Raw genomic sequence first — 22,718 nt, 5'->3', positions numbered from 1 at the left:
AAGCCCTCCCAAATCATGCTTTTATCCGTACTTCGATTAGTCTTGTTTAAAAGAAATCAGGATATCTTATCCAGATCATTCATTTCGGTCTGTTGCATAGAGATATGTTTAGTCAGTGCACTTACAATGAATGTTACTAGTATATTAATCAATAAAGCTATGACGCCTGTACTGATATCATTAATTACATGTGGGGTATCCGGCAGGAATGTAGCAACCTTCACATCTGCAATTGTCGCATATAAAACAATCAGGACGCCTGCCAATATTCCTGCCATTGCACCATACTTATTGATAATATTTGTTTTTGGCAAGCTGCAAAACAAGGAAGGTGCCAGTTGGGTAATTAAACTGTATGACATGATATTCAAGATGGCCAAAGCCTCGCCGCCCGTTACCGTTACAATTAAAGCAATGATTGAGATACCAATAATAATGATTCTTGAGACAATCAATTGATGTGTTTCAGTTGCAGCGGGAACCAGAACTTTATAAAAGCTATTTGTCAGACCTACCGATGCAGCCATTAGCATGACTGAAGCCGGTACAAGTGCCGTCAATAAACCTGCAGCTCCGATAACCCCAATCACCCATGGATCGAATGTTTGGATCGCCAGCCTTAAAAGTGAGAGATCCCCATCAGCTCCTTGCAAACCCGGGATTTCCATGATGGCTGTAAACCCAATGAAAAAAACGAAAAGCAATAACAATGTGTATAACGGTAAAGCAATCGCATTTTTGCGAAGGGTTCTTTCTCCATTAGACGATAAAACGACCATGAATGTTTGTGGCAGCAAATAAAATCCTAGTGCATTCAGCAAAACGGTGGACACAAACCAGGACTGACTCAATCCCTGATCTGCCAAAACCAACATTTCCGGTTTAGCAGCCTGCACGGTCTCGAACATTGGCTGTATGCCTCCGAAATAATGAAATGGAATGTAAATCCCTAAAAAGATAACGACAACCAAAATCATGAAATCTTTCAGTATGGCTGTCCATGCTGAACCATGAATGCCTGAGATCATCACATAGGTAGTTACAACTACAGCACCGATGACACTTGCAGCAACTGGTGAAATTGCTCCGTAAGACGCTTCGGAAACAATGATACCTAATCCTTTGAGCTGTATGACTATGTACGGCACGAGGGCTAAGCTTCCCAACACAGCAACGATCATTCCCATTGACCTGCTTTTATATTTAGCCGCAAAATACTCTGGCTGAGAGATAATGGAATGACGTTTTGAATATCTCCATATTTTAGGAACGAGCCAATATGATAGGACGTAGGCTAAGAATATATAGGCGGGAACATAATAAGCAGCGGCACCTTTCGAGTAAGCCCACCCACTTCCGCCCAGGAATGTAAAAGTTGTATAAATTTCACCTGCTATCAGCAGAAAAATGAAGAATGTACCGAAGCCCCTGCCTCCTACGGCAAATTGCTCCATGTCCATATCCTTTCCTTTTCTTGCTTTTATCCCTAAATAAAGTGCTAGAACCAAGAAGATGGAAATGATGAGTAATGAGATATTCATTCAGAATCACTCCCTTTATTATCAGGATCGAACTTATAGACAATCATTAAGATAATCGATGCCATCACCATCCAAAATGCAACCCAAAATAACAAAAAAGGCATCCCCAATATGTACGGTTCTATTTTATTTGCGTAGGGCAATAAACCTAAAAACCCTATAAACGGAACAAAAAGCAATAGCTTAATAGCATCCAAATTATACCCTCCCCCATTTAGGTTCCTTACACGGATGCATCACCATCAGTCAAGCTGACTTTCATACTGAACTGATGGTTTGAAGCACCCTTTGTTTACTTTCATTACCTGCTTACAATCGACCATATTTTCGTCTTAAGATGACTGGATGGCCAGGACCGTTTCCAGTATTACATTGACGCCTTTTTCACAATCTTCCCAACTAGTAAGTTCCTCTTCACAATGACTTTTACCGTTGATGCTTGGAACGAAAACCATGGCAGTAGGTATATAACTAGCTATAAACTGTGCATCATGTCCTGCACCGCTTACCATTCTTTTATAGGGTAGGTCTAGATAATTGGTCGATTGCTCAAGCAAATTGCAAATGGATTTGTCGAACCAAACGGTATCCCTGTCCCACAATTTTTTCGCTTGGATGTCGCAGCCGTCTTCTGAACCTGTAGTTATAAGGCTTTTAATGACTTCCTCCACCTTTTCGATGACTTTGGAATCCTTATGTCTTGCCTCTAGCGAAAAAACCACTTTATTAGGGATCACCGTATGGATATTGGGAAACACATTCACCCTGCCCATCGTGAAAACCAAATCGTCATCAAGCATGCCTAGCTTCTGACGAGCCTCCATAATCAAGCTATTCGCAGTGAAGAAAGCATCTTTTCTCATATTCATTGGGGTGGTTCCTGCATGATCGGATTCGCCTGTAACTTCTATCTCATAGCACACCATACCAAGGACACATTCAACGACACCGATCGTGAGAGATTCACGTTCAAGAATGGGCCCTTGTTCAATATGCAACTCTAGAAATGCAGTCGCTTCTTTTAAACGAGACTCTATATCCCCTGCATATCCAATGGCATTCAAAGCACTCTTGAAAGTGGTTCCTTCACTATCCGTCTTTTGCAGCATGATGGATTTTTCGAATTTACCTGAAAGAACTCCCGACGACATCATGGAAGGCTCGAATCTGGCTCCCTCTTCGTTCGTAAAATTGACGATCATTACCGGAATTTTAGGTTGGATATTATTTTCGACCAGAGTCCGAACGACTTCCAAGCCAGCAGCTACACCCAAGATACCATCAAACCGACCGCCTTTTTTTACTGTATCCATATGTGATCCCATTACAATAGGAGGTTTATTTTCAAGTCCCGCCAAAGTAGCGTAAATATTCCCCATATCATCAACCTTAATTGTCATACCCAATTCTTTACAGCAAGCGCAAAAGTAATCACGGACTAATCGATCTTCTTCGGAAAGGGATAGCCTTGTGACTCCGTTGTTTTCTGTTCGTCCAAAATCAGCAAATTTCTCAAGCGTTCGACTCAGCCTCTCACCATTAATTAATAATTTTTGCTTTTTCATAGCGTATATCCCCCTTTTTTAATAACTTGCTAAATCCCACTTACGTTCGCTTAAGCCAAAAAAATGAAAGTGAAGGTCTTGTTGTTTTAGAGTAGTTACGCTAGATTATATTTCTACCAATGTTTCCCTATGATAAAGAATCTCCCCATTCAGAATCGTTGATTCAACTTTCAAATCCTTGATATTTTGGGAATCCACTTTCAATATACTATCATTCAATACTACTAGATCGGCCAGCTTACCTGCCTCCAGGCTGCCTTTGACATCTTCATCGAAACTCGCAAACGCGCCATTCCAAGTGTATAGTTTAATGGCTTCCAATACGCTAATCGATTGAACCGTACCTATTTTCGTACCTGACCTGCTTGTTCTATTAACTGCAACGTGTATGCCTAATAAAGGGTCGTGATCAGTAACCGGAGCATCGGAACCGCCTGCGGCCAAGATTCCATTATCAATAAAATCACGGGCGGCGTACATGTGGTTGACCCTATTACCGTAATGTTCAATATATATATCACCGAATTCATAAGGAAATGGGGGGTTGGGGATTGGGATGATTTCAAGTTCTTTCATCCTCATTTGTAAATCTGGAGAAGATATTCCGGCATGCTCGATCCTATGTCTATGATCTTTTCTTGGCGATTCATTCAAAGCCTTTTCCACGCAATTTAAATACATCTCTATCGCTTTGTCTCCTTGGGCATGGACTGTGATCTGATAGCCTTTTTTATGTGCTTGACCTAATACTTGATAGATTTCCTCTTCTTTATAATAAAGAATTCCGGAATAACCTGGATCACTCGAATAGGGCTTACGGGTAGCAATTGTCGGTCCGGTACTGCTGCCATCCGTAAACAATTTAGCTGGTCCGATTTTGAATCTTTCGTCCCCAGTTCCGGTTATGACTCCCGAATCCACCATTTTATTTACAAATTCATGGGAATTATTCAATGAACCGACCATCGCATAGATTCGGACACGAATATCCTTATTTTTTATGGCCTGCTGCATTAAACGGAAACTTTCAGGACCATGGGCACCTGCTTCATGAATGCTTGTTATGCCTGCTGCTATGAAATGCTCAGATGCTATTTTCACTGCTTTCAACAGTTCACTCTCAGAATAACTTGCTCTGTCGGCCATTATCATATTTGCTGTTTCAATGAGTTTGCCTGTAATTCTTCCCTTCCTATCCTTTTCTATGATCCCTCCAGTTGGATTCTCTGAGTTCTCATCTATTCCGGCAATCTCTAACGCCCTGCTATTCACCACACTAATATGGCTGCATGTACGGGTTACAATAATGGGATGGTCCGTTGAAATAGCATCCAATTCCGCTATTGTAGGATAACGTTTTTCTTTCACAGCAGTCTCATTGAAGCCCCAGGCACGAATCCATTCACCTTTAGGGATTGTCGAAGCTTGCTTCTTCAGATCGACTAACAGATCTTCTACCGATTTGATATGCTCAGCTTTACAACTTACTGCCAATTGATTGACACCGTACAATATAAGATGAATATGAGAATCTATAAATCCAGGTAGTAATGACTTTCCCTGCAAATCAATCACATTTGTTTCATCACCGATAAATACCTTGATTTCCTGATTCGTTCCGACTGCCAAGATACGATCACCTTTAATAGCAAGGGCTTCTGCTACTTCATTTTTTTGATTTACGGTTATGACCTCGCCATTTATGAACACAATATCTGCTTTCAAACAACACACCCCTTCCTTATTGGTCATACTCATTACCACTTCATCATCATTTACTGCCTTCCACTTTCACATATCGGAATATTCTGTTTTTAATAGATTCATTATATCCACACCAGTTAGTGAAATCATTAGACAAATAGTCAAAAATTCAATTGTTTTTTTATACCTTTTATATAATTATGTCTTATTTCCAATGGTTTGCTGGCCCAGTCGCCTAAAGGACAAAAAAAAGGATAGATAGCTGCTGATATGCCTATCTATCCCTCCATTTTTCAATTTACAACCCATTCAATCTCCCGATAATGCCAATGGTCAAATACTGTTTGTTAGCATTAAAATCCCATGTCCAGTATCGAAGGCTTAATTCACTTTTTTCCACTTTTTCAATAAACGTTTTTACCCCTATCAATGCTGCCCCGTATCCCACGTTCGAGGCCAATGCAAAGATGGCATTCAGCCCTTCATTAATGGTATCCATATACTCAGGTTCGATTTTTAAGATATCAGACCATGTAATACAGAATCCTTTTTGCTTGGCACATTTAGATATAGAGTGATTCATTGTACGAACGATTTCATCCCTTAAATCTAAAATTCCATTTTTCAGCTCTTCTGCGTCTTTATTCTGATAGTGGTTTGCATGATCAGAAAGCAGTTCCTTGGCCCAATTATAAAATAGTTGGGTATAAATGGCGGAAGTTGCCACGATATCAAAATCATTATAATAATTAGCAAAAACCCTTTCAGAAAGCTGACCTAACCGATTCTCGGTATCCTTTAAATATTGAATAATTCCCTTTGCCGTTTCACCACGATTCAGCATGGAAGATAGGTGGCGATCAAAATCCACTTTATCGAGGCCTGTTACATCGATTGCAACAAGTTGAATTTTCTCACGGGTACGTTCAGGCAAATTCGCCGTACCCTTTTCCATACTTTCCATATCAATATCAAATAGATATATGGAGTTGCACTTAGTTGCCAGATATTCTAAATCCAAATCATCGCAATTGCCTGCACCAACGATAGCCACTTTATCAACGAACGCTTTTTTCGAAAATACGGCATCGAATAAACCTGTAACTTGTAGACGATGCTGTTTCCAACGCAACTTTCTGTATTCATCCCGATTATGATTCATTTTTCTTTGATAGGTTTCCAAGTTGATCTCCCCCTTTGGGTATTAACCATTTAAATATTGTAACAAAGTATCCCGATATTTTGGAGGTAAGGTAATTTAGATTTCGCATAGTAAAATAAGCGGTAAAAATGTTAGAATAATATGGGAATTATTGAGAAATAGCAGAGATAACAGGAGGGTGTTCCTTGAGTAAAACAAAAAAGATTTTACTGGCTTTACTAGGTGTTTTTTTAATCATCTTGTCCGGTGTGATGCTTCTTATGTTTTCATTCACACAAAGTATGAAAGCAGATCCTGATGAAGAAAAGAAAGTCCGGGATCAAGCTGAACGATATTTAGAGAAAACTTTTGATGAAGGAACCGAAATATATGATGTCTTATACGATAATATGGGAAACTGGGGCCATTTTGAATACGCAGCTAAAGTGAAACATGAAAAATATGGGACTCAATTTCTAGTTTTCTTCAATGATGAAACAGGGGAAATGGAGGATACATTCCTATCTGAAAAATGGCAAGATGATGCAGAAAAAGAAATCCGGCCTTATGTTGAAAAAGAACTAGGTGACGTGTTGATATCCAAGGAACTGGGAGATATTACAGAGAATGAAGATTGGGAGGAGATTCAAGAAGAAATAGGCGATTATAATCAATTACTCTTGGTGTTTGATGAGGGTGTCGGGAAAGAATTGAAGATTGATCCGAATATACCGGCCAGCTATATAGATTATGATGTTTCCCCAACCATACGGATTACCCTTTCACGTAAGAAACAGGACGCAGATGAAGACCGTTTTACCGCAGTCATCAATGCCTTAAAAAACGATAGAGTCCTTAAACATGGAAACATGATTGTAGAATATATCAGTACTAATGGTGTGCCGCTTGAAGATGAGGAATGGAGTGAAAAATTTTAAAACAATCATATAGTTTAACAGTAAGGTAAAGAGCAGCAATCCAGCCTGCCGCTCTTTATCCTGTTTTGTTTAATGGAAAACAAACCCTTCCATATGACTTTTAGCCCTGTCAAATTATCCAATTTTTTGGTCGGAAATATTTTTGATTCTTCTGATCGTCTTTTTTTTCATGCTATTTGCCGCTAGTACACAAACCATACTGAAGATGAATAAACAAAGAAAGAAGATCCATGCTGCACGGTAACTTTCTGTCAAATCATAGATTACACCCGAAACGATCACACCCAATGAGCCTGCCGCCACAAAAAAAACTTGCACTATGCCAAAGATGGAGCCGAAGTCCTTCTTTCCAAAGATATCATTTGTCATGAAGGGAGGCCCAAGAGTGGATATCACAATGCTAAAGCCAAAGGCGATGGCGAATAAGAATGCGAATGCCTGTGTCTTCGCTAACAATAGCGCTGCCATAGCAATCGTCATGCAGGCGCCTACATAAATGGCGCCGCCTGCCGTACCGTACTTATCCAAAACAGCTCCTAAAATCAATTTCCCAACCGTATTTGCCAAAGATAGTATTCCAAAAATGGTGCCAGCAAATATGGCTGGATGCCCTATATCGATCAAGTATGCCGGGATATGCATTTGCACCCCGCCAGCGACTAATGCAAAACAAACGATTCCAAGTACGAAAATCCAAAACATTGCTGTCTTCTTTGCTTCCCCCATCGTTAAGCCATTCTGTTCAGATTCCACATTAGTTTCGGCCATTTCCATTTTGTCAGAGCCCAATGGAACAAGGCCCTTTTCTGCGGGACTTTTCTTTGCAAATAGAAGAACCAAGGGTAATGTTAAGACAATTATCAGTATCCCTGCTATTACGTAGGCCGTTCTCCAACCATAATTTGAGATTAATTTTGTAATGATCGGACTGAGTACCGCTGCCCCAATTCCAGATCCCGCAAATGCCAAACCCATGGCCTTCCCTTTTTTCTCATAAAACCAATTGGTTAACATGATTGATATGGGAATATTGGAAAAGCCTGCAACACAGATGCCAATTACAAAGCCAATGATACTAAAATATACAGCTGAGTTTGCAAGCGAGTATGACATGAATCCTGCTCCGGCCATTACTACGCAAATTGACATGATCAATTTCATATTCCCTTTAGTGAGTAATTTACCCATGATCGGAGAAGCAACGGCCACTCCAAGGCCAGCAATGGAAAGTGCAATGGAAAAAGTGGTTCTGCTTATTCCTAAATCCTCTGTAACCGGGACCATGAACAAACTGTGCAGGGAATTTATTATCGAGAAACCGGCGAACATGATGAAAAAGCCACACAACACTACATACCATCCATAAAAAATGCCTTTAGAATCTTGTGCCATTTACAGAACCCCCAGTCCACTATTTACAGCAAATTCCCTGCTAATCTCATAAGAAATCATCCTATTTCCATATAAACGGTCTTTTCACGGGTATATTCAAGAATGGTATCCGTTCCAAATCCACTGCTTTTTTGGCCTCCAAATGGGAGTTCAGGCCCCACCCTGCGAAACAAGTTCACCCACACATTACCCGATTCCAGTTTGCGGACCATACGGTGTGCCCGATCCAAATTCGAAGTCCATACTCCAGCTCCTAAACCAAAATCACTGTCATTGGCTATGGTAATGGCTTCCTCTTCCGTATCAAAGGGGATAACGGTCGCTACCGGACCGAAGATTTCTTCTTGACAGATACGGAGAGAATTACTATTGACCTTGATCAATGTTGGCTCAACCCAATAGCCGTCAGCTAATTTGGGTTCATCAGGTAATAGGCTTACACCTCCATGACGGCCACCGATGATGATTTCCCCTCCTTCCTTTTGGCCTAATTCTATATATGAGAGGACTTTTTCATATTGAGCAGCGTTAGCGATCGGTCCCATTGAAATGGCTGGATTCATTGGATCACCCAGTTGAATTTGCTGTTCCATCACTTCTTTCATCCTAATGATCATTTCATCGAATATGGACCTTTGAATTAGAATCCTCGATCCGCCTACACATAGTTGGCCTGCGTTGCCGCTAAATATCCCAAAGTTTGTCACCCCTTGTGCTGCTTTTTCAAGGTTTGCATCCGCAAAGACTATGTTTGGCGATTTCCCGCCAAGTTCCAAAATCATGGGCTTAGGATTTCGTGCGGTCGATTGTGCTATCGCCCTTGCCGTTCCTCCAGAACCGGTCAGACTGATTTTGTTCACATCTGGATGGCTTACTAGAGTATCTCCCACTTCCGCTCCAGTTCCTGATACGACATTGAGGATTCCTGGCGGGAGGATTTCATTAATCAGGTCTCCGTATCGTAATGAAGCGACAGAAGCCAATTCAGATGGTTTGATAATGACAGCATTTCCTGCCGCAATCGCATAAGCCGCTTTAATGGTAAAAGTGAAAAGCGGTGAGTTCCATGGAAGGATTCCTACTACTACCCCTAGAGGTTCCCTCAATGAATAACCTACACTTGAAGGTCCCAATTGGACGGTATCTCCCTTACTTCCAATAGCTGTAGCACCTGCTGCATCATACCAAAGGCTTGCTAAACTGGGAATGAGGCCGTGGCTCGTTTCCCAGATCACCCAACCATTGTCTCTCGATTCCAACTCAGCTAGCTCTTCACCATGCTTTACGACCAAGTCACCTATTTTCCTCAGGTAAGCAGCCCGGTCCATAGCTGGTCTCGAAGACCAATCGGCAAAAGCGCTCCGGGCTGCTTCTACCGCCGCTTCAGCATCTTGAGCCATACTGCAAGGAATGGTTGCCCAAACCCTGCCTGTTGACGGATCGTAGCTCTCAATCCGCTTCCCGGAAGAAGCGGGAACCAGATCGCCATTAATCATATTCTTGTACTCTTTCACTTTATATGAAATTTCCAACCTTCATCTCCACCCTTCGGCTTAGTAAGACATGAATGTAACCCCTTCTGCTTTTCTACCAACCTAATGCCGTAGCGGCCTGTTTGTAATATTGTTCAGTGCTTCCTAAATAATTCTCATAGAACCTTGCACGCTTAACAAAAAGGTGACAATCAATTTCCTCTGTAAACCCGATTCCACCATGAATTTGAATATTGTCTGACGAAATACGTATGAATGCTTTCGTGGCAAATATTCGTGCACAGGATATGGCTTGAACTCGATCTTCTGCACCGCTTTCCAATGCCCAGTTAGCATAATAAGCTAAAGATCTGGCTGTTTCGAGATCCATTTTCATATCGACGATCCTATGTTTAATCGCTTGGAATCTCCCTATCGGCTGACCAAACTGTTCACGAATCTTCGCATACTCTGCTGCCATTTCCACCACTTTCTCCATACACCCGACTATTACTGCCGAGAGAGCCGCATTGAAAGAGAGTAATCCTTCTTGGATGGCATCCCACCCTTGATGCATCGATCCAAGTACCTGATCCATTGGAATTTCAACATCATTGAAGGCCAATGCTGCCAATTGTCGGGTTTCGTCAATGTTTTTCTGGCTTTCAAGCGTCAAATTCGTTTCATTTCGATCGACGATAAGTAATGTAATCCCTTCATTTCGGTTACCTTTGCCTGTGCGGACTAACACTATATAATGATCAGCCAACTCAGCATCGGGAACCATTGTTTTCACTCCGCTTAATATCAACTGACCGTTTAGGGATTTTGCCTCCAGGTTGATACCAGAAGGACCGTAACTCCCACCTGGTTCTAACCAAGCTAGCGAGAATGTTTTTGTACCAGCCGAAATTTCTGCTAAATACCTACCTTTTTGTTCTTCAGTACCGAATTTCTCTAATAATGGCACAGCTAGTGCATTGGTTTCTAAGTATAAACCCGGGAATAAAGAACGGCCGGTTTCTTCAAGTACAGGTATTAAATCAAGGTGACCTAAGCCCATTCCCCCGTAATCTTCCGATATATTAATGCTTGTACATCCTAATTCGGCAAGCCCCGAAAATAAGGCCCTTAGAGATCCAGTTTCACCCTCTATGTATGCACGGGCCGTTTTTGTTTGCCCGGCACCATCTAAATATTTCCGGACATATCCGCGGAACATTTCTTGTTCTTGATTTAAAGAAAAATCCACCTTCATTCCCCCTTTTCAACTTAACGCCCCATATCTTTTGGTAGACCTAGAATTCTTTCCCCAATAGTGTTCTTTTGAATTTCGCTCGTTCCACCTCCAATTGTTTGTCCAAAAGAATAAAGATAATTATCCTGCCAATATGAGTTGGAGGTGATTGCATCTTCTTTCCACAGAATACCCTTATGTCCTTGTAATGAAATGGATTGGGACAACAGCTCTTTAGTAAGTTCACTTACCATCAATTTATCCATCGAACCTTCTGCACCAGGATGACCATTTTTTAATGTCTTAGTTAAATTACGATAATAGTTCAAAAGTGAACCGCGTGAGCGAGTATATAAATCTACCATTGTATGACGAACAAGCGGATTGTCCATCAATGGCTCTTCATCTTCCTTCAATTCTTTAGCTAACCCTACAAGTTCATTAAATTGTTGCTCCAATGTAAAAACTTGTGCTCCGATTCCCGTTCTTTCATGCATAAGCAATGCAATCGTAACTTTCCAGCCTTCATCTACCTCCCCAACTATTTCAGCATCGTATGCAATCGCATCATTCAGATAGACTTCATTAAAATCATGCTGACCATCCATTTGAATGATGGGCCTTGTTTCCACCCCCGGCTGATTCATATCCAATAGGAAAACCGTTATCCCTTTATGCTTTTTATCAAAACGATTCGTCCGAGCCAGTAAAAAGCATCGATCAGCTAAGTGGCCAAAGCTTGTCCAAACCTTCTGACCATTAATGATCCACCGATCTCCGTCCTTTACGGCGCTTGTTTGAATGGCGGATAAATCGGATCCAGCATTCGGTTCGGAATATCCTTGACACCATACTTCCTCCCCTGTGAGAATTTTTTGGATATATTTTGCTTTTTGTTCGTCCGTTCCAATCTGCATTAGAGTGGGTCCCACCATATGGATGCCTACATAATTCACAAGCGCCGGAGCCTTTACTCTAACCATTTCCTGTTGATAAACTATTTCCTCCATCAACGTCGCTTCTCGTCCGCCATATTTTTTTGGCCAGGCAATCGCTGCCCAGCCTCCTTCATATAATTTCCTTTGCCAATTCCTGAGGAAAACGGCATACTCTCTTTCATCTTTTGAAACATTACTGGTTCCTTCATGCCAACCTTCAGGTAAATTTCCTTTAAGCCACGCTCTCAATTCAAGACGGAATTCTTCTTCCTTGGTTGTAAACGAAAAATCCATAGATATCTTCCTCCTTTAATGCTTGCAAATTACACTTCTATGACTGAATCCATTGCGGCAGTGACCGTTCATCCGTAATTTCCTTCCAAACCATCTTAACTGGCATACCCATTTCAATATCTTCTGGTGAACAATGCAGAATATTTCCGATTAACTTGACCTGGGGCAGAGTATCTAATTCGACTATGGCAATTACAAGCGGTAAATCATCCTGGAATCCAGGTAAGAAGGGCCGATAGGAAACGATATATGAATAGACTTTACCGTTAATATCGCTGCCTTGGCTTTCCCAGCTAAGTTCCGAACTGCCACATTTTGCACAGCTCGGACCGGGAGGATGGGAATATTGATGACAGCAATTGCATTTTTGAAGAATCAGTTCATGACGATCTGCGCCATCCCAATATGGACTATTATCCTGTGTTTTTAGCGGAATAGGTTTTTGGTATTCCATTTTGTTCCCTCCTAATTTCTTAAAATCATGGCACCGGCCATATCCGGTCCAGCCCAGCCAGTACAGATTCCGATTTCACAATTTTCCACTTGCCGATCGGTTCCTTTGTATTCGTGACGAATTTGACGTACGATTTCCAATACGTTATTCATTCCATGTGTATATCCTTCCGATAGCATTCCTCCTGCTGTATTCGAAGGTAATTTCCCGCCGATCCGCAAGTTTCCTTCGGCTACAAAGTCACCGACCTCTCCGCGCGGTGCAAATCCATAAGCCTCCAACTGCCGAAGTACAACCCAGCTATAACAGTCATATATGGATGCAACGTCAATATCTTCAGGTTTCACTCCAGCCATTTTATATACTTCAGGCGCGACATAGTCAGCAGCCACTTCGGTTAAATCATTCCAATAATGTGCATGGGACACACACTGCCTAGCAGATAAACCCATGATGTATACCGGTCTGGACTTGCATCCTTCAGCACGTTCTGCTGAAGTGACAATGATTGCATTTGCTTCATCGGATTCCAGGCAGAAATCATGTTTTTTAAATGGATAGCTTAAATAGGGCGTTTTAAGATATTCCTCCATCGTTAATGGTTTACCATAAAAGTATGCTTTAGGATTCCTTTGAGCATGTTCGTAAAAAGCTAAACAGACATGCCCAAGATGTTCCTCTGTCAGCCCGGTTTCATGCATATGTCGCGTCGCAAAAAGTCCGAACCACTGAGCCGGACTGCCAGCACCGTAAGGAATGATGAAGCTTCCGCCTTCTATGGCTGTTTGAAGCATATTTACATCCCATCCGCCTCCGCCCATCCTTACGCCTGAGCGTCCATTCATGGAACGATAAATCAACACCGTATTCAATTGACCTGATTCGATTAATCCAACAGCGTCAGCTATCAGCATTTCGGTACTGCTTCCCCCGCCCAAAATATCCTTAACATATTTGGGACGGACCCCTAAATATGTTGCTAATTGATGAGATGTACAAGAATCGTTTTCCGAATAGCTCATGAACCCATCAATATCTTTCGCTTGAAGCCCAGCATCATTCAATGCAGCTCGAGCAGCGTCCAACGCCAAATGTAACGGGGTTGTACCGGAATTCTTAGAACGCTCACTTTCCCCTACACCGACAATGGCATAGCGATTTTTAATGCTTTCCATAATAAACCCTCCTACTATTTGATAACTTGTAACCTTTATTTAATCCGTAAAACCACTTCACCTGTACCGACAACTTGTTCTGGTTCCTTTTCTGCAATAACGTAGAGCCTTACAAAGCGTTGACCTCTTTCTTCATACAAATTTTTAACGAAAGCAGAACACGTGATCCGATCTCCTGGTACGGTTACAGCACCAAATCTCATTTTAAAATTTGCCGGTACAGCTTGATCACCAGCCAGTTTCATTACATATTCACCGAGAAAGCCCATTACAAGCATTCCATGAGCAATCACACCCTGCATGCCAATCTCTTGTGCGAATGCATCATCGGTATGTAATGGATTAAAATCCCCTGAAGCTCCGGCATATTTAACAAGTTGTACCTTGGTTACAGGTGGCTTGAAGAGAGATTCAAGTCTTTGACCTTCATGTAAACTTTCATAGTTCAACATCCCTGATTCCTCCTGTTTTCAGTTTGCTGGAATTTGATATTGATACTTTAATGCCATTAAATATCATCATGTTTTTTCAGACAGGAGCGTGATCACTCCTAATGGGCCGATAGATGATATTTGTTCGGCTTATGACCACCATTTCACCTGACTCATCTTTCATTTCTGTATCAAGTACCAAGAACTGCATCTTTCCTTTTCTTCCTTCCCGTTCGTATACATTTGATACTTTCATCTGACAATGCAATCTATCACCTGGCCTAATGGGGCGGGAATAAATAAACTCCTGTTCACCATGCAGCATTCTCTTTTGTTCGAGGCCCAAGTCAAGGCTTTCGCCGCTATCCTGACCAATGGCAATCGGGAAGGTTGGCGGTGCTATAATGCCACCATATGAAGTTTTCGCAGCATATTCTTCATCCACATATAAGGGATTAAAATCACCAATTGCCTCAGCAAATTGGCGGATATGCCTCTTTTCGACTTCAAATATAAATTCAGCTCCTGTTAATCCGGTCAAATGATCAAGTTCCATTTGCTCTCTACCCCCTAATAACGGTATTATCATCCACATTATTTTTTACAACAATCATGGCATCAGCGGCCTTGATTCCATTTTCATAGACCAGCAATGGATTAATATCCAATTCGTCAATGGAATGTTTATAATCTGTAACTATAGAGGAAACCTTTAATAACACATCAATGATGGCTTCAATATCAACCGGTGCTTTCCCGCGTGCTCCCATTAAAATGTCCTTGCCCTTGATTTCTTCAATCATTTCAAGTGCATCTTGCCTTGACAGTGGAGCAATTCTAAACGAAATATCTTTGTAGATCTCAACGAATATTCCCCCTAGACCAAACATGATAACCGGTCCAAATACAGGATCATCACTTGCACCAACAATGATTTCCACTCCATCAGGTAACATTTCCTGAACGGAAATGCCGTTTATTGTAGCTTCAGGTTTATAATTTAGTGCATTCCGCTTAATATCTGTAAAAGCTTTCCTGACCTCAAGATCGGTCTTTACATTCAATCGAATGGCATCAGCTTCCGTCTTATGTGGTATATCCGGTGAATTGACCTTTAACACAACCGGATAACCGATACTGTTAGCGATTTGTACTGCATCGTTTTCATTTGCAGCTATAACACGCTTCGTGGTAGCAATCCTGTATCTTTCCAAAACCATACTAGCTTCGGATTCACTTAAAGCAGTACCGGGCTTCAGCATGTCCTGTAAGTTTTGTTTCTCTATTTTCTTTGTACTATTGGAAACTTGATTTTCAAGATTTTTTCGATAAAATTCACTGTATTCAACTAGTTTCGCCAGCCCTCTTATCGGATTAAGGTTCCCAGGGATCACCGGTATGCCATTTTTCACGAGCTCATCGGTACCAAGGGGAAGGGTCATGCCGTCTAATGGAAAAGTGGTAATGAAAACAAATTTATCTGAGCTTGTACAAATTTCAATAAACTCTTGAAGTAAAGGGTGCTCGGCAGTCCAATTAAAGGGAAACTCAGTAAAAATGATGTTATCGACATCCGGATCTTCTACAAGTGCCCTCAATGGTGCAAGAAATAACTCAGGATTGGAAACAGATGCGGCCGCTGTTAAATCCACAGGGTTGGAAGCGCTTGCATATTCGGGTATATTACGTTTGATTTCTGTTATTGTCTTTGAGCTCAGTGGGTTGATGGTAAGTCCGTATGATTCACAGCGATCCGCTTCATTTATTCCCCTCCCGCCTGAACTGGTGATAATAACCGTATTGCGTCCATTTGGAAGCTTCTTTGATAGGAATAGCTTTGAAAAAGATATGATATCTTCATAATCATCGGCCCTTACGATGCCAGCCTGCTTAAAAAAGGCATCATATACTTGATCCGATCCCGCAAGTGAACCTGTATGTGAAGCAGCAGCTCTGCTTCCAGCCTTGCTCCTTCCGGTTTTCATGACAATTATGGGTTTATTTCTATCCAATGCCTCTTTTGCCAGGCTTCGTAATTTTTCCGGGTTTTTTGCACCTTCCAAGTAGCCGCTTATCACACTTGTTTTTGAATCATGGATCATATATTCAATGACATCCGAGAATTCAGTTTCCATTTCATTTCCTACACTCACGAAATAATTGAAACTCAATCCATTCTGAGCTGCTGCCATATAAGTCAAAACACCAAACGCACCGCTTTGGGAGACATATCCTACCCCTCTTTGGTCATTTATTGGCACTGATTGAATGGCAGGGGAAAAAGTGCCAATCAAGCCATTCGACAAATTCACTAATCCAACACAGTTGGGACCCACTATCCGTATTCCATTCTTTCTTGCAATATCTGTTAACAATTCCTGTTGCTTGATGCCTTCTTTTCCTGTTTCAGAAAAACCAGCAGCAAAAATGATGGCTGCTTTCACTTTCTTTCGTGCACATTCCTCTAATCCTTGCTGCACCTGATTCGCCCCAAGGCAAAAAATGGCTAAATCAATTTCATTCGGAACATCGGACAAAGATTCATAGCACTTAATCCCTTCAATCTCTTTTGCTTTACGATTGATTGGGTAAATCTCCCCATTAAATTGACCATCCAAAAGGGCTTTGACCTGTAAATTCCCGATTTTGTATTCACTCTTGGAGGCACCTAGGATTGCGATGGATCTTGGATTGAATAACGGCTCAAGCGTTTCATGAGAATTGTTTGAATGTTTATTTTCTATCATGAATCTTCCCCCCTACTAAAAAAAGATATCTTTGAACTAATCTTACATGGAGGGGGTTAATATTCTAGAAATTGATAGTTTGTTAAATTCATTTAAAACATTAGGAAGTTAATTATTTTTAAAAGACGAAAATTCTCATATACAGCAGGGTTAAAAGAATAGAATGAAAAATATGTGTTCTGGATGACCCCGACTTCTTACATTCATAGCCCCGACATTGGAACAAGATAAACGCCAATGCTTTTTATGTATATAGCAACACAAACAACCCTCCTCCTGATAAAGGAATAGGGTTAATTTGTTCATGATCAATTAATATGTTCCTGTTTTTCCAGCCATTTCTTCATTTTCGTTTGAATTTTGGAGGATGGAATTTTCATCCCCCTCTCAATGTTACTGACATATGGGGCTGATATCTCCAGTTCTTCTGCTAATTGATATAAAGAGAGGTTGAGTTTTTTTCTTGTAATTCTTATTTGCTCACCAATATGATCGCTGCTCTTCAGGTTAGCCTGGTCTTGCTTTGCAAGACGATTGCCAGTGTGTGATTTTTGTTTCTTTTCTATGGAGCGATATTGCTCTTTTATGATATCAGGCGGTTCTATTAATATCATCGAATTCAGCCAAATACTGGCCCATCCTTTATAATCGGCTATGGATTCATCCCACTTTTCATAATGCCATGATGCAATTACGCCATCATCCAGTAGAACATCCAAAGCTTTCTCGAAACGTTCCCTAGTTCGGGATGGTGTTCGGTCATTTAATTTTTCACCGATCGATTCCAATAGGGTACTGGTTTTATTCGGCTGTAAAAAGTCACCTTTTCTTGCTTGGGTCCTCCAACGCCAGCTTAGATATCTTGTAAGCCGTTTTTCCCGAAGTTGCCTATATGGATTATATTGAAGTGCTTTTATTGAAAGTAGGGCAACTTGCCGTGCAGAACCATTAAGATATTTGGCGAAAACCTTATCGATCGTGAACGTTATCTTTTTCCTGTCTGCTTCTTCTGATATATCATATTCAACGCCATTACGATCTTTAAAGATAAACGTCCTCCCTTGTAGTTTTGTCTGAACAGGCTTACCTTTTTCATAGATGGTAGCTTTGTTAATGTTAATCCATATGCTTTGTATATTTGTAAGCGATTTCAAAATTTGAGCACGCTGTTTGGCCTCGTAACCACCTCGACGCCCAAACCCACCAAGTTTTGGCTTTAATCCTCGAATTGAAAGGAGGTCATTTAAATAAATTTCCACTGTTTCCTCATTATGAGCAGCCTTTGACAGGAAAAGGCTGCAAAGAGCATCAAAAACATCTACATCCACATCAGATAAAGAGTGGACTCGGTTCCAGGCTTCTTTCACATTCGTCTGTCCATAGGTTATATGATCGTTACCAAAAGGGATTATTTGTATGAAGCCTTCTGTATTACCCTTTAATATTGGGGTTGCAGGCCAAGGAATGTTTCCAATGATTTCGAAATTTTTTTTATAAATTGCATCTCTAACTGACTGATATGGAGCACTATTCATAACAAGCAAATGATCTTGGACGGTAAAGTTGAAAGTAAAATCCCTCATTGTGGATATTAATAAATCTGATGTCTGAAAATCCCTCTTAAAACATAGCAGGTTTTCTATCTTTTCGATCGTATTGTTTTCGATATTAAATTCACTCATGATTTTATCGATCCACTCTTTAATATATTCATTAACGATATCTGTTACTCTCGATAAAAATCCAGTGTTTTCAGTAAAATGTTTTGTGAGATGCTCGTAAAATAACTTATTTAATGCTTGATCATCAAGTCTTTCCATTTCATTAAAGCCTATTGATAAGGCTATTTCTTCAAGGACCCATTCTTTTACTAGCAGTCTAAACCAGCTGTAAAATTCCTCCCAAACCGATCTCTCTGCCAAAAAAGTTTCATTTTTTAATTTTTTTTCCATTTGGTAAATTGAATCTTCCATTAAATGTTTTTCTTTTAAAACAGCATGATTTTTTGTAGAAACCCTTTCATATTCACTTAATAGATAGAATACGACATGTTGGGCAATATGTGACAATGTTTCGTTTCTCGCCGTTAACCTCAGTTTGGCAAATAGCTCTTCATTCTCTTTATATGCTTGTTCCCAAATAACAAAACTTTTATTGTTCAATCCATCTTTAAAGGTTAGAAACCCCTTCGAATTTTTTAATTTGTGTGTTTTGAATTTATTATTGAAATCATGATATTGATTGTTTTGCTCATATATGCAAAGAACCAAAAAATTATTAATTTTGCTTGACCAGCGTTTCGATAAATACTTAAGGCTCTCATTCTTTTGGTTCGATTCCATTTTTCCACTCTGTCTATCATTGCTATTCAACATGAATACCTCCTAGTTCAAACTGCGTCTAAATACAAAGTACTCAGTGTGTTTAGATGAAAAAAAGTCGTGATATTCTAACTGCAACTAAAATATTTTTAGTTTTTTTTATATATTCCATATAAAAATGAAAAATCCTTCCATACATTATAGGTGTAACGGCCCCATTTCCTGAATAAATGTATCTAGTAAATTATATTCAATATCTCCTGAATCACCCTTGGCGAAAGATTCTGATTGGCAGCGCTATCACTTCCATTCCTGGAATAAAAATCTCAACAATTGCAGAATTTACAAGGAATCATCCATTGTCACTAATACCCCATAAGGTATAATATTATGTTCATAAAAAATCAATAATAGGAATTTTAACCCAGGACCTTTACCCTTTTCTCAATCGTATAAATATTCAAAAAAATGTCGAGTTGAGTCATCACTCCTTTTACCCTTATACTAGGGAAGAAAAATCGAAGGAGGAATTACATATGAAGAAGGAAATTTCAATTATTGGTGTGCCGATGGATCTTGGTCAAACTAGAAGAGGAGTAGATATGGGGCCTAGTGCCATTAGATATGCAGGGTTGAGTGAAAGACTTGAAAACATTGGCTATACTGTCCGTGATGAAGGTGATATTAAAGTAGAAATACAGGAAAGAGCACAAAGTGATAGTGACACAAATTTAAAGAATCTGCAGGACGTAGCAGAAGGTAATGAAAAATTGAGTCAAAAAGTGGATGAAGTCATCCAAGCAAATCGTTTTCCTTTAGTTTTAGGTGGAGATCACAGCATTGCTATCGGGACATTAGCCGGTTTAGCGAAGCATTCTGAAAACTTAGGGGTAATATGGTATGATGCACATGGAGATTTAAATACTGCCGAAACATCCCCATCAGGAAACATACATGGTATGTCCCTAGCAGTAAGTTTGGGCCTTGGCCACCCTGCACTGACTAAAATTGGCGGATATTCTCCAAAAGTCAAACCAGAGAACATTGTCATCATTGGTGCCCGTTCTTTAGACCAAGGTGAAAAAGAGTTAATCAGGGAAAAAGGAATTAAAGTCTATACTATGCATGAGATTGATAGAATGGGTATGACAAAAGTGATGGAAGAATCGATTGCCTACCTGAAAGAACGTACGGACCTTGTCCATTTATCACTTGATCTTGATGGTCTTGATCCAGATGATGCACCAGGGGTAGGAACGCCTGTAATGGGAGGTATTAGTTACCGCGAAAGCCATCTTGCCATGGAAATGCTAGCTGAAGCTAATATCATTACATCAGCAGAGTTTGTTGAGATAAACCCAATATTGGACGAGCATAATAAAACGGCTGAAGTTGCTGTCGCATTAATGGGCTCATTGCTTGGGGAAAAATTATTATATGGAGCGGAAGATCATATCACTCCTGATTTATTGGCTCATGTTAAATAATCGGACTCTATGATTTTGATAGAAATATAGAGAGTTCGTTAAAGTGATGCTCCATAGGGAAAAGCCCATACTTCTTTTATGAGCTTCTTCCCATTGGCGGATGATCGACATGAATCAATTTACATCCCTAGTTTCCTGACGCTTGGCTTCTCTTTCTTTATTAAGCGGCGCTTTCGAAATTAATTCTGCATAGGTACCTATGTTCATTGAATCATGCTTCTTTAATGCAGAAGTAATCTCTTTTCGGAGGGAATTCGACATCATCTAAGAATCAAAATCAAAAGCTATTAGACTTGTAAGAACACAAATTCCCTAATAACGTCCCAACATAAATGAAACCGTTTGCACCCATCAGGTAAAGGAGTTTTTCAATGAAAACAGCAGAAAATCAACCAAATGAATTAAAACGGAGCATGAAAGCAAGACATTTATTTATGATTTCAATAGGGGGATGTATTGGTACGGGCTTTTTCATCGGTTCAGGCTATACCATTCATGAAGCTGGAGCCTTCGGTGCCATCCTCTCTTACATAGTCGGCGGCTTCATCATGTATTTAACGATGCTTTGCCTAGGTGAACTATCCGTTGCCATGCCTGTTTCCGGTTCGTTTCAGACATATGCGACTAAGTTCATCGGTCCAGGAACCGGGTTTGCCATCGGATGGCTATACTGGTTAGGTTGGGCCGTTACAGTCGCCTTAGAGTTTCTGGCAGCAGGACAGCTAATGCAAAGATGGTTTCCTGAATCACCCGTATGGATGTGGTGTGCAATCTTTGCTTTTCTCATCTTTTCACTAAACGCCTTATCAGCAAAGGCATTTGGCGAATCGGAGTTTGTTTTTTCCAGCATAAAAGTATTAGCCATCATTCTTTTCATCATCGTTGGCGGTGCTGCTATGTTTGGTATGATTGATATGAAAGGTGGACAAGAAGCTCCATTTTTCTCAAACTTTTTCGCTGAGGGTCTTTTCCCCAATGGGATATCGGCCCTGCTAATCACAATGATTACAGTGAACTTTTCCTTCCAGGGCACTGAATTAATCGGAATAGCCGCAGGAGAAAGTGAAAACCCGGAAAAGGTCATACCAAAATCCATCAAACAAACCGTTTGGAGAACCCTTTTCTTCTTTGTTCTTTCTGTCACTGTACTTTCTGCGCTGATCCCAAGGGAAAAAGCCGGTATCTCAGAAAGTCCATTCGTTGTTGTACTTGATAGTCTCGGAGTTCCGTATGCAGCTGACATCATGAACTTCATCATTCTTACAGCACTTTTGTCAGTGGCGAACTCCGGTCTTTATGCTGCGACACGTATGCTCTACTCGCTTTCAAGGGAAGGTATGGCAAGTCCGAAGCTCGGTTTGGTGAATAAGAGAGGGATTCCGCTCAATGCCCTGCTCATCACCCTGGCGATTGCCGGTTTGTCATTACTTTCAAGTGTAGTAGCTGCGGACACAATATTTGTCTTTCTTCTCTCCCTTGCAGGGTTAGGTGCACAAATTGGCTGGATTGCCATTTCGGCTAGTCTTCTTGCTTTTAGAAGATCCTATACCCGCCAAGGCGGCAAGATAGAAGATCTGAAATTTAAAGTTCCGCTATACCCATTCATCCCCATACTTGCATTAATAACAAACTGCATCGTAATGATCAGTTTAGCATTTGTTCCTGAGCAGCGAATGGCCCTTTATTGCGGGGGAGCATTTTTCATTGGATGTTATGCGGTTTATCACTTTAGAGTGAAGAAAATCAAGAAAATTGAAACTCCCAAGCAGGAAGTTGAATTAAATGCCGGTAAAAAAATGGTCATTTGATCCAGAATACCGTGGAGTATAGTTAGTGGTGAAAAGCGATCTTTGGCTTTTCATAGAAGAAATACCCTGGATG

The 22,718-nt window shown here is 40.6% G+C and carries 19 protein-coding genes; 3 read left to right on the top strand and 16 right to left on the bottom strand.

The window, feature by feature from the left end:
* Nucleotides 1-56: 56 nt before the first annotated feature.
* The 5 genes from ACSR9O_RS07435 to ACSR9O_RS07415 all read right to left on the bottom strand — a co-directional run bounded on the left by ACSR9O_RS07435 (nt 57) and on the right by ACSR9O_RS07415 (nt 5,993).
* Nucleotides 57-1,541, bottom strand: coding sequence for a sodium:solute symporter family protein (locus tag ACSR9O_RS07435; protein ID WP_101222093.1), 1,485 nt, complete (start codon nt 1,539-1,541; stop codon nt 57-59).
* A complete protein-coding gene (locus tag ACSR9O_RS07430) occupies nt 1,538-1,738 on the bottom strand; it encodes a DUF3311 domain-containing protein (protein WP_095393819.1) in 201 nt (66 codons plus the stop codon). The genes ACSR9O_RS07435 and ACSR9O_RS07430 overlap by 4 nt, the downstream gene beginning before the upstream one ends.
* Nucleotides 1,739-1,873: 135 nt before the next feature.
* Complete coding sequence (locus ACSR9O_RS07425; RefSeq protein WP_230176319.1) at nt 1,874-3,106, bottom strand: Zn-dependent hydrolase; 1,233 nt, start codon at nt 3,104-3,106, stop codon at nt 1,874-1,876.
* A 105-nt stretch (nt 3,107-3,211) separates the two neighbouring features.
* Nucleotides 3,212-4,831 carry an amidohydrolase gene (locus tag ACSR9O_RS07420; protein ID WP_101222091.1) on the bottom strand — a complete coding sequence of 540 codons (1,620 nt, stop codon included), beginning with the start codon at nt 4,829-4,831 and terminating at the stop codon, nt 3,212-3,214.
* A gap of 277 nt (nt 4,832-5,108) precedes the next feature.
* On the bottom strand, nt 5,109-5,993 hold the full coding sequence (locus ACSR9O_RS07415) for a hypothetical protein (RefSeq protein ID WP_101222090.1): 885 nt from the start codon (nt 5,991-5,993) through the stop codon (nt 5,109-5,111).
* Between the two features lie 164 nt (nt 5,994-6,157).
* Between ACSR9O_RS07415 and ACSR9O_RS07410 the strand changes: the two genes are divergently transcribed.
* Entirely contained in the window at nt 6,158-6,889 is a 732-nt protein-coding gene (locus tag ACSR9O_RS07410; protein ID WP_491724222.1) for a hypothetical protein, read from the top strand.
* A gap of 114 nt (nt 6,890-7,003) precedes the next feature.
* On the opposite strand, the gene ACSR9O_RS07405 is transcribed toward ACSR9O_RS07410, so the two are convergent.
* The 10 genes from ACSR9O_RS07405 to ACSR9O_RS07360 form a co-directional block, all read right to left on the bottom strand.
* The gene (locus ACSR9O_RS07405) at nt 7,004-8,281 is read right to left on the bottom strand and encodes an MFS transporter (protein ID WP_101222088.1); all 1,278 of its coding nucleotides are present in this window, start codon (nt 8,279-8,281) and stop codon (nt 7,004-7,006) included.
* A 56-nt stretch (nt 8,282-8,337) separates the two neighbouring features.
* Nucleotides 8,338-9,813, bottom strand: coding sequence for an aldehyde dehydrogenase family protein (locus ACSR9O_RS07400; protein WP_230176321.1), 1,476 nt, complete (start codon nt 9,811-9,813; stop codon nt 8,338-8,340).
* Between the two features lie 55 nt (nt 9,814-9,868).
* Nucleotides 9,869-11,011: an acyl-CoA dehydrogenase family protein gene (locus ACSR9O_RS07395; protein WP_427671462.1), complete on the bottom strand. Its 1,143-nt coding sequence runs from the start codon at nt 11,009-11,011 to the stop codon at nt 9,869-9,871.
* Nucleotides 11,012-11,025: 14 nt separating this feature from the next.
* The gene (locus ACSR9O_RS07390; RefSeq protein ID WP_491724221.1) at nt 11,026-12,222 is read right to left on the bottom strand and encodes an acyl-CoA dehydrogenase family protein; all 1,197 of its coding nucleotides are present in this window, start codon (nt 12,220-12,222) and stop codon (nt 11,026-11,028) included.
* A gap of 37 nt (nt 12,223-12,259) precedes the next feature.
* Nucleotides 12,260-12,676 carry a Zn-ribbon domain-containing OB-fold protein gene (locus ACSR9O_RS07385; protein ID WP_063593503.1) on the bottom strand — a complete coding sequence of 139 codons (417 nt, stop codon included), beginning with the start codon at nt 12,674-12,676 and terminating at the stop codon, nt 12,260-12,262.
* Nucleotides 12,677-12,687: 11 nt separating this feature from the next.
* Entirely contained in the window at nt 12,688-13,851 is a 1,164-nt protein-coding gene (locus tag ACSR9O_RS07380) for a thiolase C-terminal domain-containing protein (RefSeq protein ID WP_230176323.1), read from the bottom strand.
* A gap of 35 nt (nt 13,852-13,886) precedes the next feature.
* Nucleotides 13,887-14,303 (bottom strand): MaoC/PaaZ C-terminal domain-containing protein, encoded by a 417-nt coding sequence (locus tag ACSR9O_RS07375; protein WP_230176324.1) that lies wholly within the window; start codon nt 14,301-14,303, stop codon nt 13,887-13,889.
* A gap of 76 nt (nt 14,304-14,379) precedes the next feature.
* Nucleotides 14,380-14,838, bottom strand: a complete 459-nt coding sequence (locus tag ACSR9O_RS07370) for a MaoC family dehydratase N-terminal domain-containing protein (protein WP_063593500.1) — start codon at nt 14,836-14,838, stop codon at nt 14,380-14,382.
* Nucleotides 14,839-14,845: 7 nt separating this feature from the next.
* Complete coding sequence (locus ACSR9O_RS07365; protein ID WP_491724220.1) at nt 14,846-17,029, bottom strand: acetate--CoA ligase family protein; 2,184 nt, start codon at nt 17,027-17,029, stop codon at nt 14,846-14,848.
* 308 nt (nt 17,030-17,337) lie between these two features.
* On the bottom strand, nt 17,338-19,401 hold the full coding sequence (locus ACSR9O_RS07360) for a helix-turn-helix domain-containing protein (RefSeq protein WP_491724219.1): 2,064 nt from the start codon (nt 19,399-19,401) through the stop codon (nt 17,338-17,340).
* 485 nt (nt 19,402-19,886) lie between these two features.
* Between ACSR9O_RS07360 and rocF the strand changes: the two genes are divergently transcribed.
* On the top strand, nt 19,887-20,837 hold the full coding sequence (gene rocF / locus ACSR9O_RS07355; protein WP_101222081.1) for an arginase: 951 nt from the start codon (nt 19,887-19,889) through the stop codon (nt 20,835-20,837).
* Nucleotides 20,838-20,951: 114 nt separating this feature from the next.
* Here the strand turns inward: rocF and ACSR9O_RS07350 are convergent, their stop codons facing one another.
* Complete coding sequence (locus tag ACSR9O_RS07350; RefSeq protein WP_260357598.1) at nt 20,952-21,098, bottom strand: hypothetical protein; 147 nt, start codon at nt 21,096-21,098, stop codon at nt 20,952-20,954.
* Nucleotides 21,099-21,208: 110 nt separating this feature from the next.
* Here ACSR9O_RS07350 and ACSR9O_RS07345 point away from each other — a divergent pair, with 110 nt between their 5' ends.
* Nucleotides 21,209-22,645: an amino acid permease gene (locus ACSR9O_RS07345; protein WP_096339573.1), complete on the top strand. Its 1,437-nt coding sequence runs from the start codon at nt 21,209-21,211 to the stop codon at nt 22,643-22,645.
* Nucleotides 22,646-22,718 lie beyond the last annotated feature (73 nt).

It is taken from the genome of Peribacillus sp. B65, assembly GCF_058513295.1.
The sequence above is the reverse complement of the archived record's forward strand: the minus strand, read 5'-3'. Positions and strand labels throughout refer to the sequence as shown.

Bases quoted from the DNA above. Each gene is read 5' to 3' on its own strand.
- ACSR9O_RS07395 (WP_427671462.1), bottom strand. From the start codon at position 11,011: ATGAAGGTGGATTTTTCTTTAAATCAAGAACAAGAAATGTTCCGCGGA.
- ACSR9O_RS07345 (WP_096339573.1), top strand. From the start codon at position 21,209: ATGAAAACAGCAGAAAATCAACCAAATGAATTAAAACGGAGCATGAAA.
- ACSR9O_RS07390 (WP_491724221.1), bottom strand. From the start codon at position 12,222: ATGGATTTTTCGTTTACAACCAAGGAAGAAGAATTCCGTCTTGAATTG.
- ACSR9O_RS07365 (WP_491724220.1), bottom strand. From the start codon at position 17,029: ATGATAGAAAATAAACATTCAAACAATTCTCATGAAACGCTTGAGCCG.
- ACSR9O_RS07370 (WP_063593500.1), bottom strand. From the start codon at position 14,838: ATGGAACTTGATCATTTGACCGGATTAACAGGAGCTGAATTTATATTT.
- ACSR9O_RS07375 (WP_230176324.1), bottom strand. From the start codon at position 14,303: ATGTTGAACTATGAAAGTTTACATGAAGGTCAAAGACTTGAATCTCTC.
- ACSR9O_RS07435 (WP_101222093.1), bottom strand. From the start codon at position 1,541: ATGAATATCTCATTACTCATCATTTCCATCTTCTTGGTTCTAGCACTT.
- ACSR9O_RS07405 (WP_101222088.1), bottom strand. From the start codon at position 8,281: ATGGCACAAGATTCTAAAGGCATTTTTTATGGATGGTATGTAGTGTTG.
- rocF (WP_101222081.1), top strand. From the start codon at position 19,887: ATGAAGAAGGAAATTTCAATTATTGGTGTGCCGATGGATCTTGGTCAA.
- ACSR9O_RS07350 (WP_260357598.1), bottom strand. From the start codon at position 21,098: ATGTCGAATTCCCTCCGAAAAGAGATTACTTCTGCATTAAAGAAGCAT.
- ACSR9O_RS07385 (WP_063593503.1), bottom strand. From the start codon at position 12,676: ATGGAATACCAAAAACCTATTCCGCTAAAAACACAGGATAATAGTCCA.
- ACSR9O_RS07380 (WP_230176323.1), bottom strand. From the start codon at position 13,851: ATGGAAAGCATTAAAAATCGCTATGCCATTGTCGGTGTAGGGGAAAGT.
- ACSR9O_RS07425 (WP_230176319.1), bottom strand. From the start codon at position 3,106: ATGAAAAAGCAAAAATTATTAATTAATGGTGAGAGGCTGAGTCGAACG.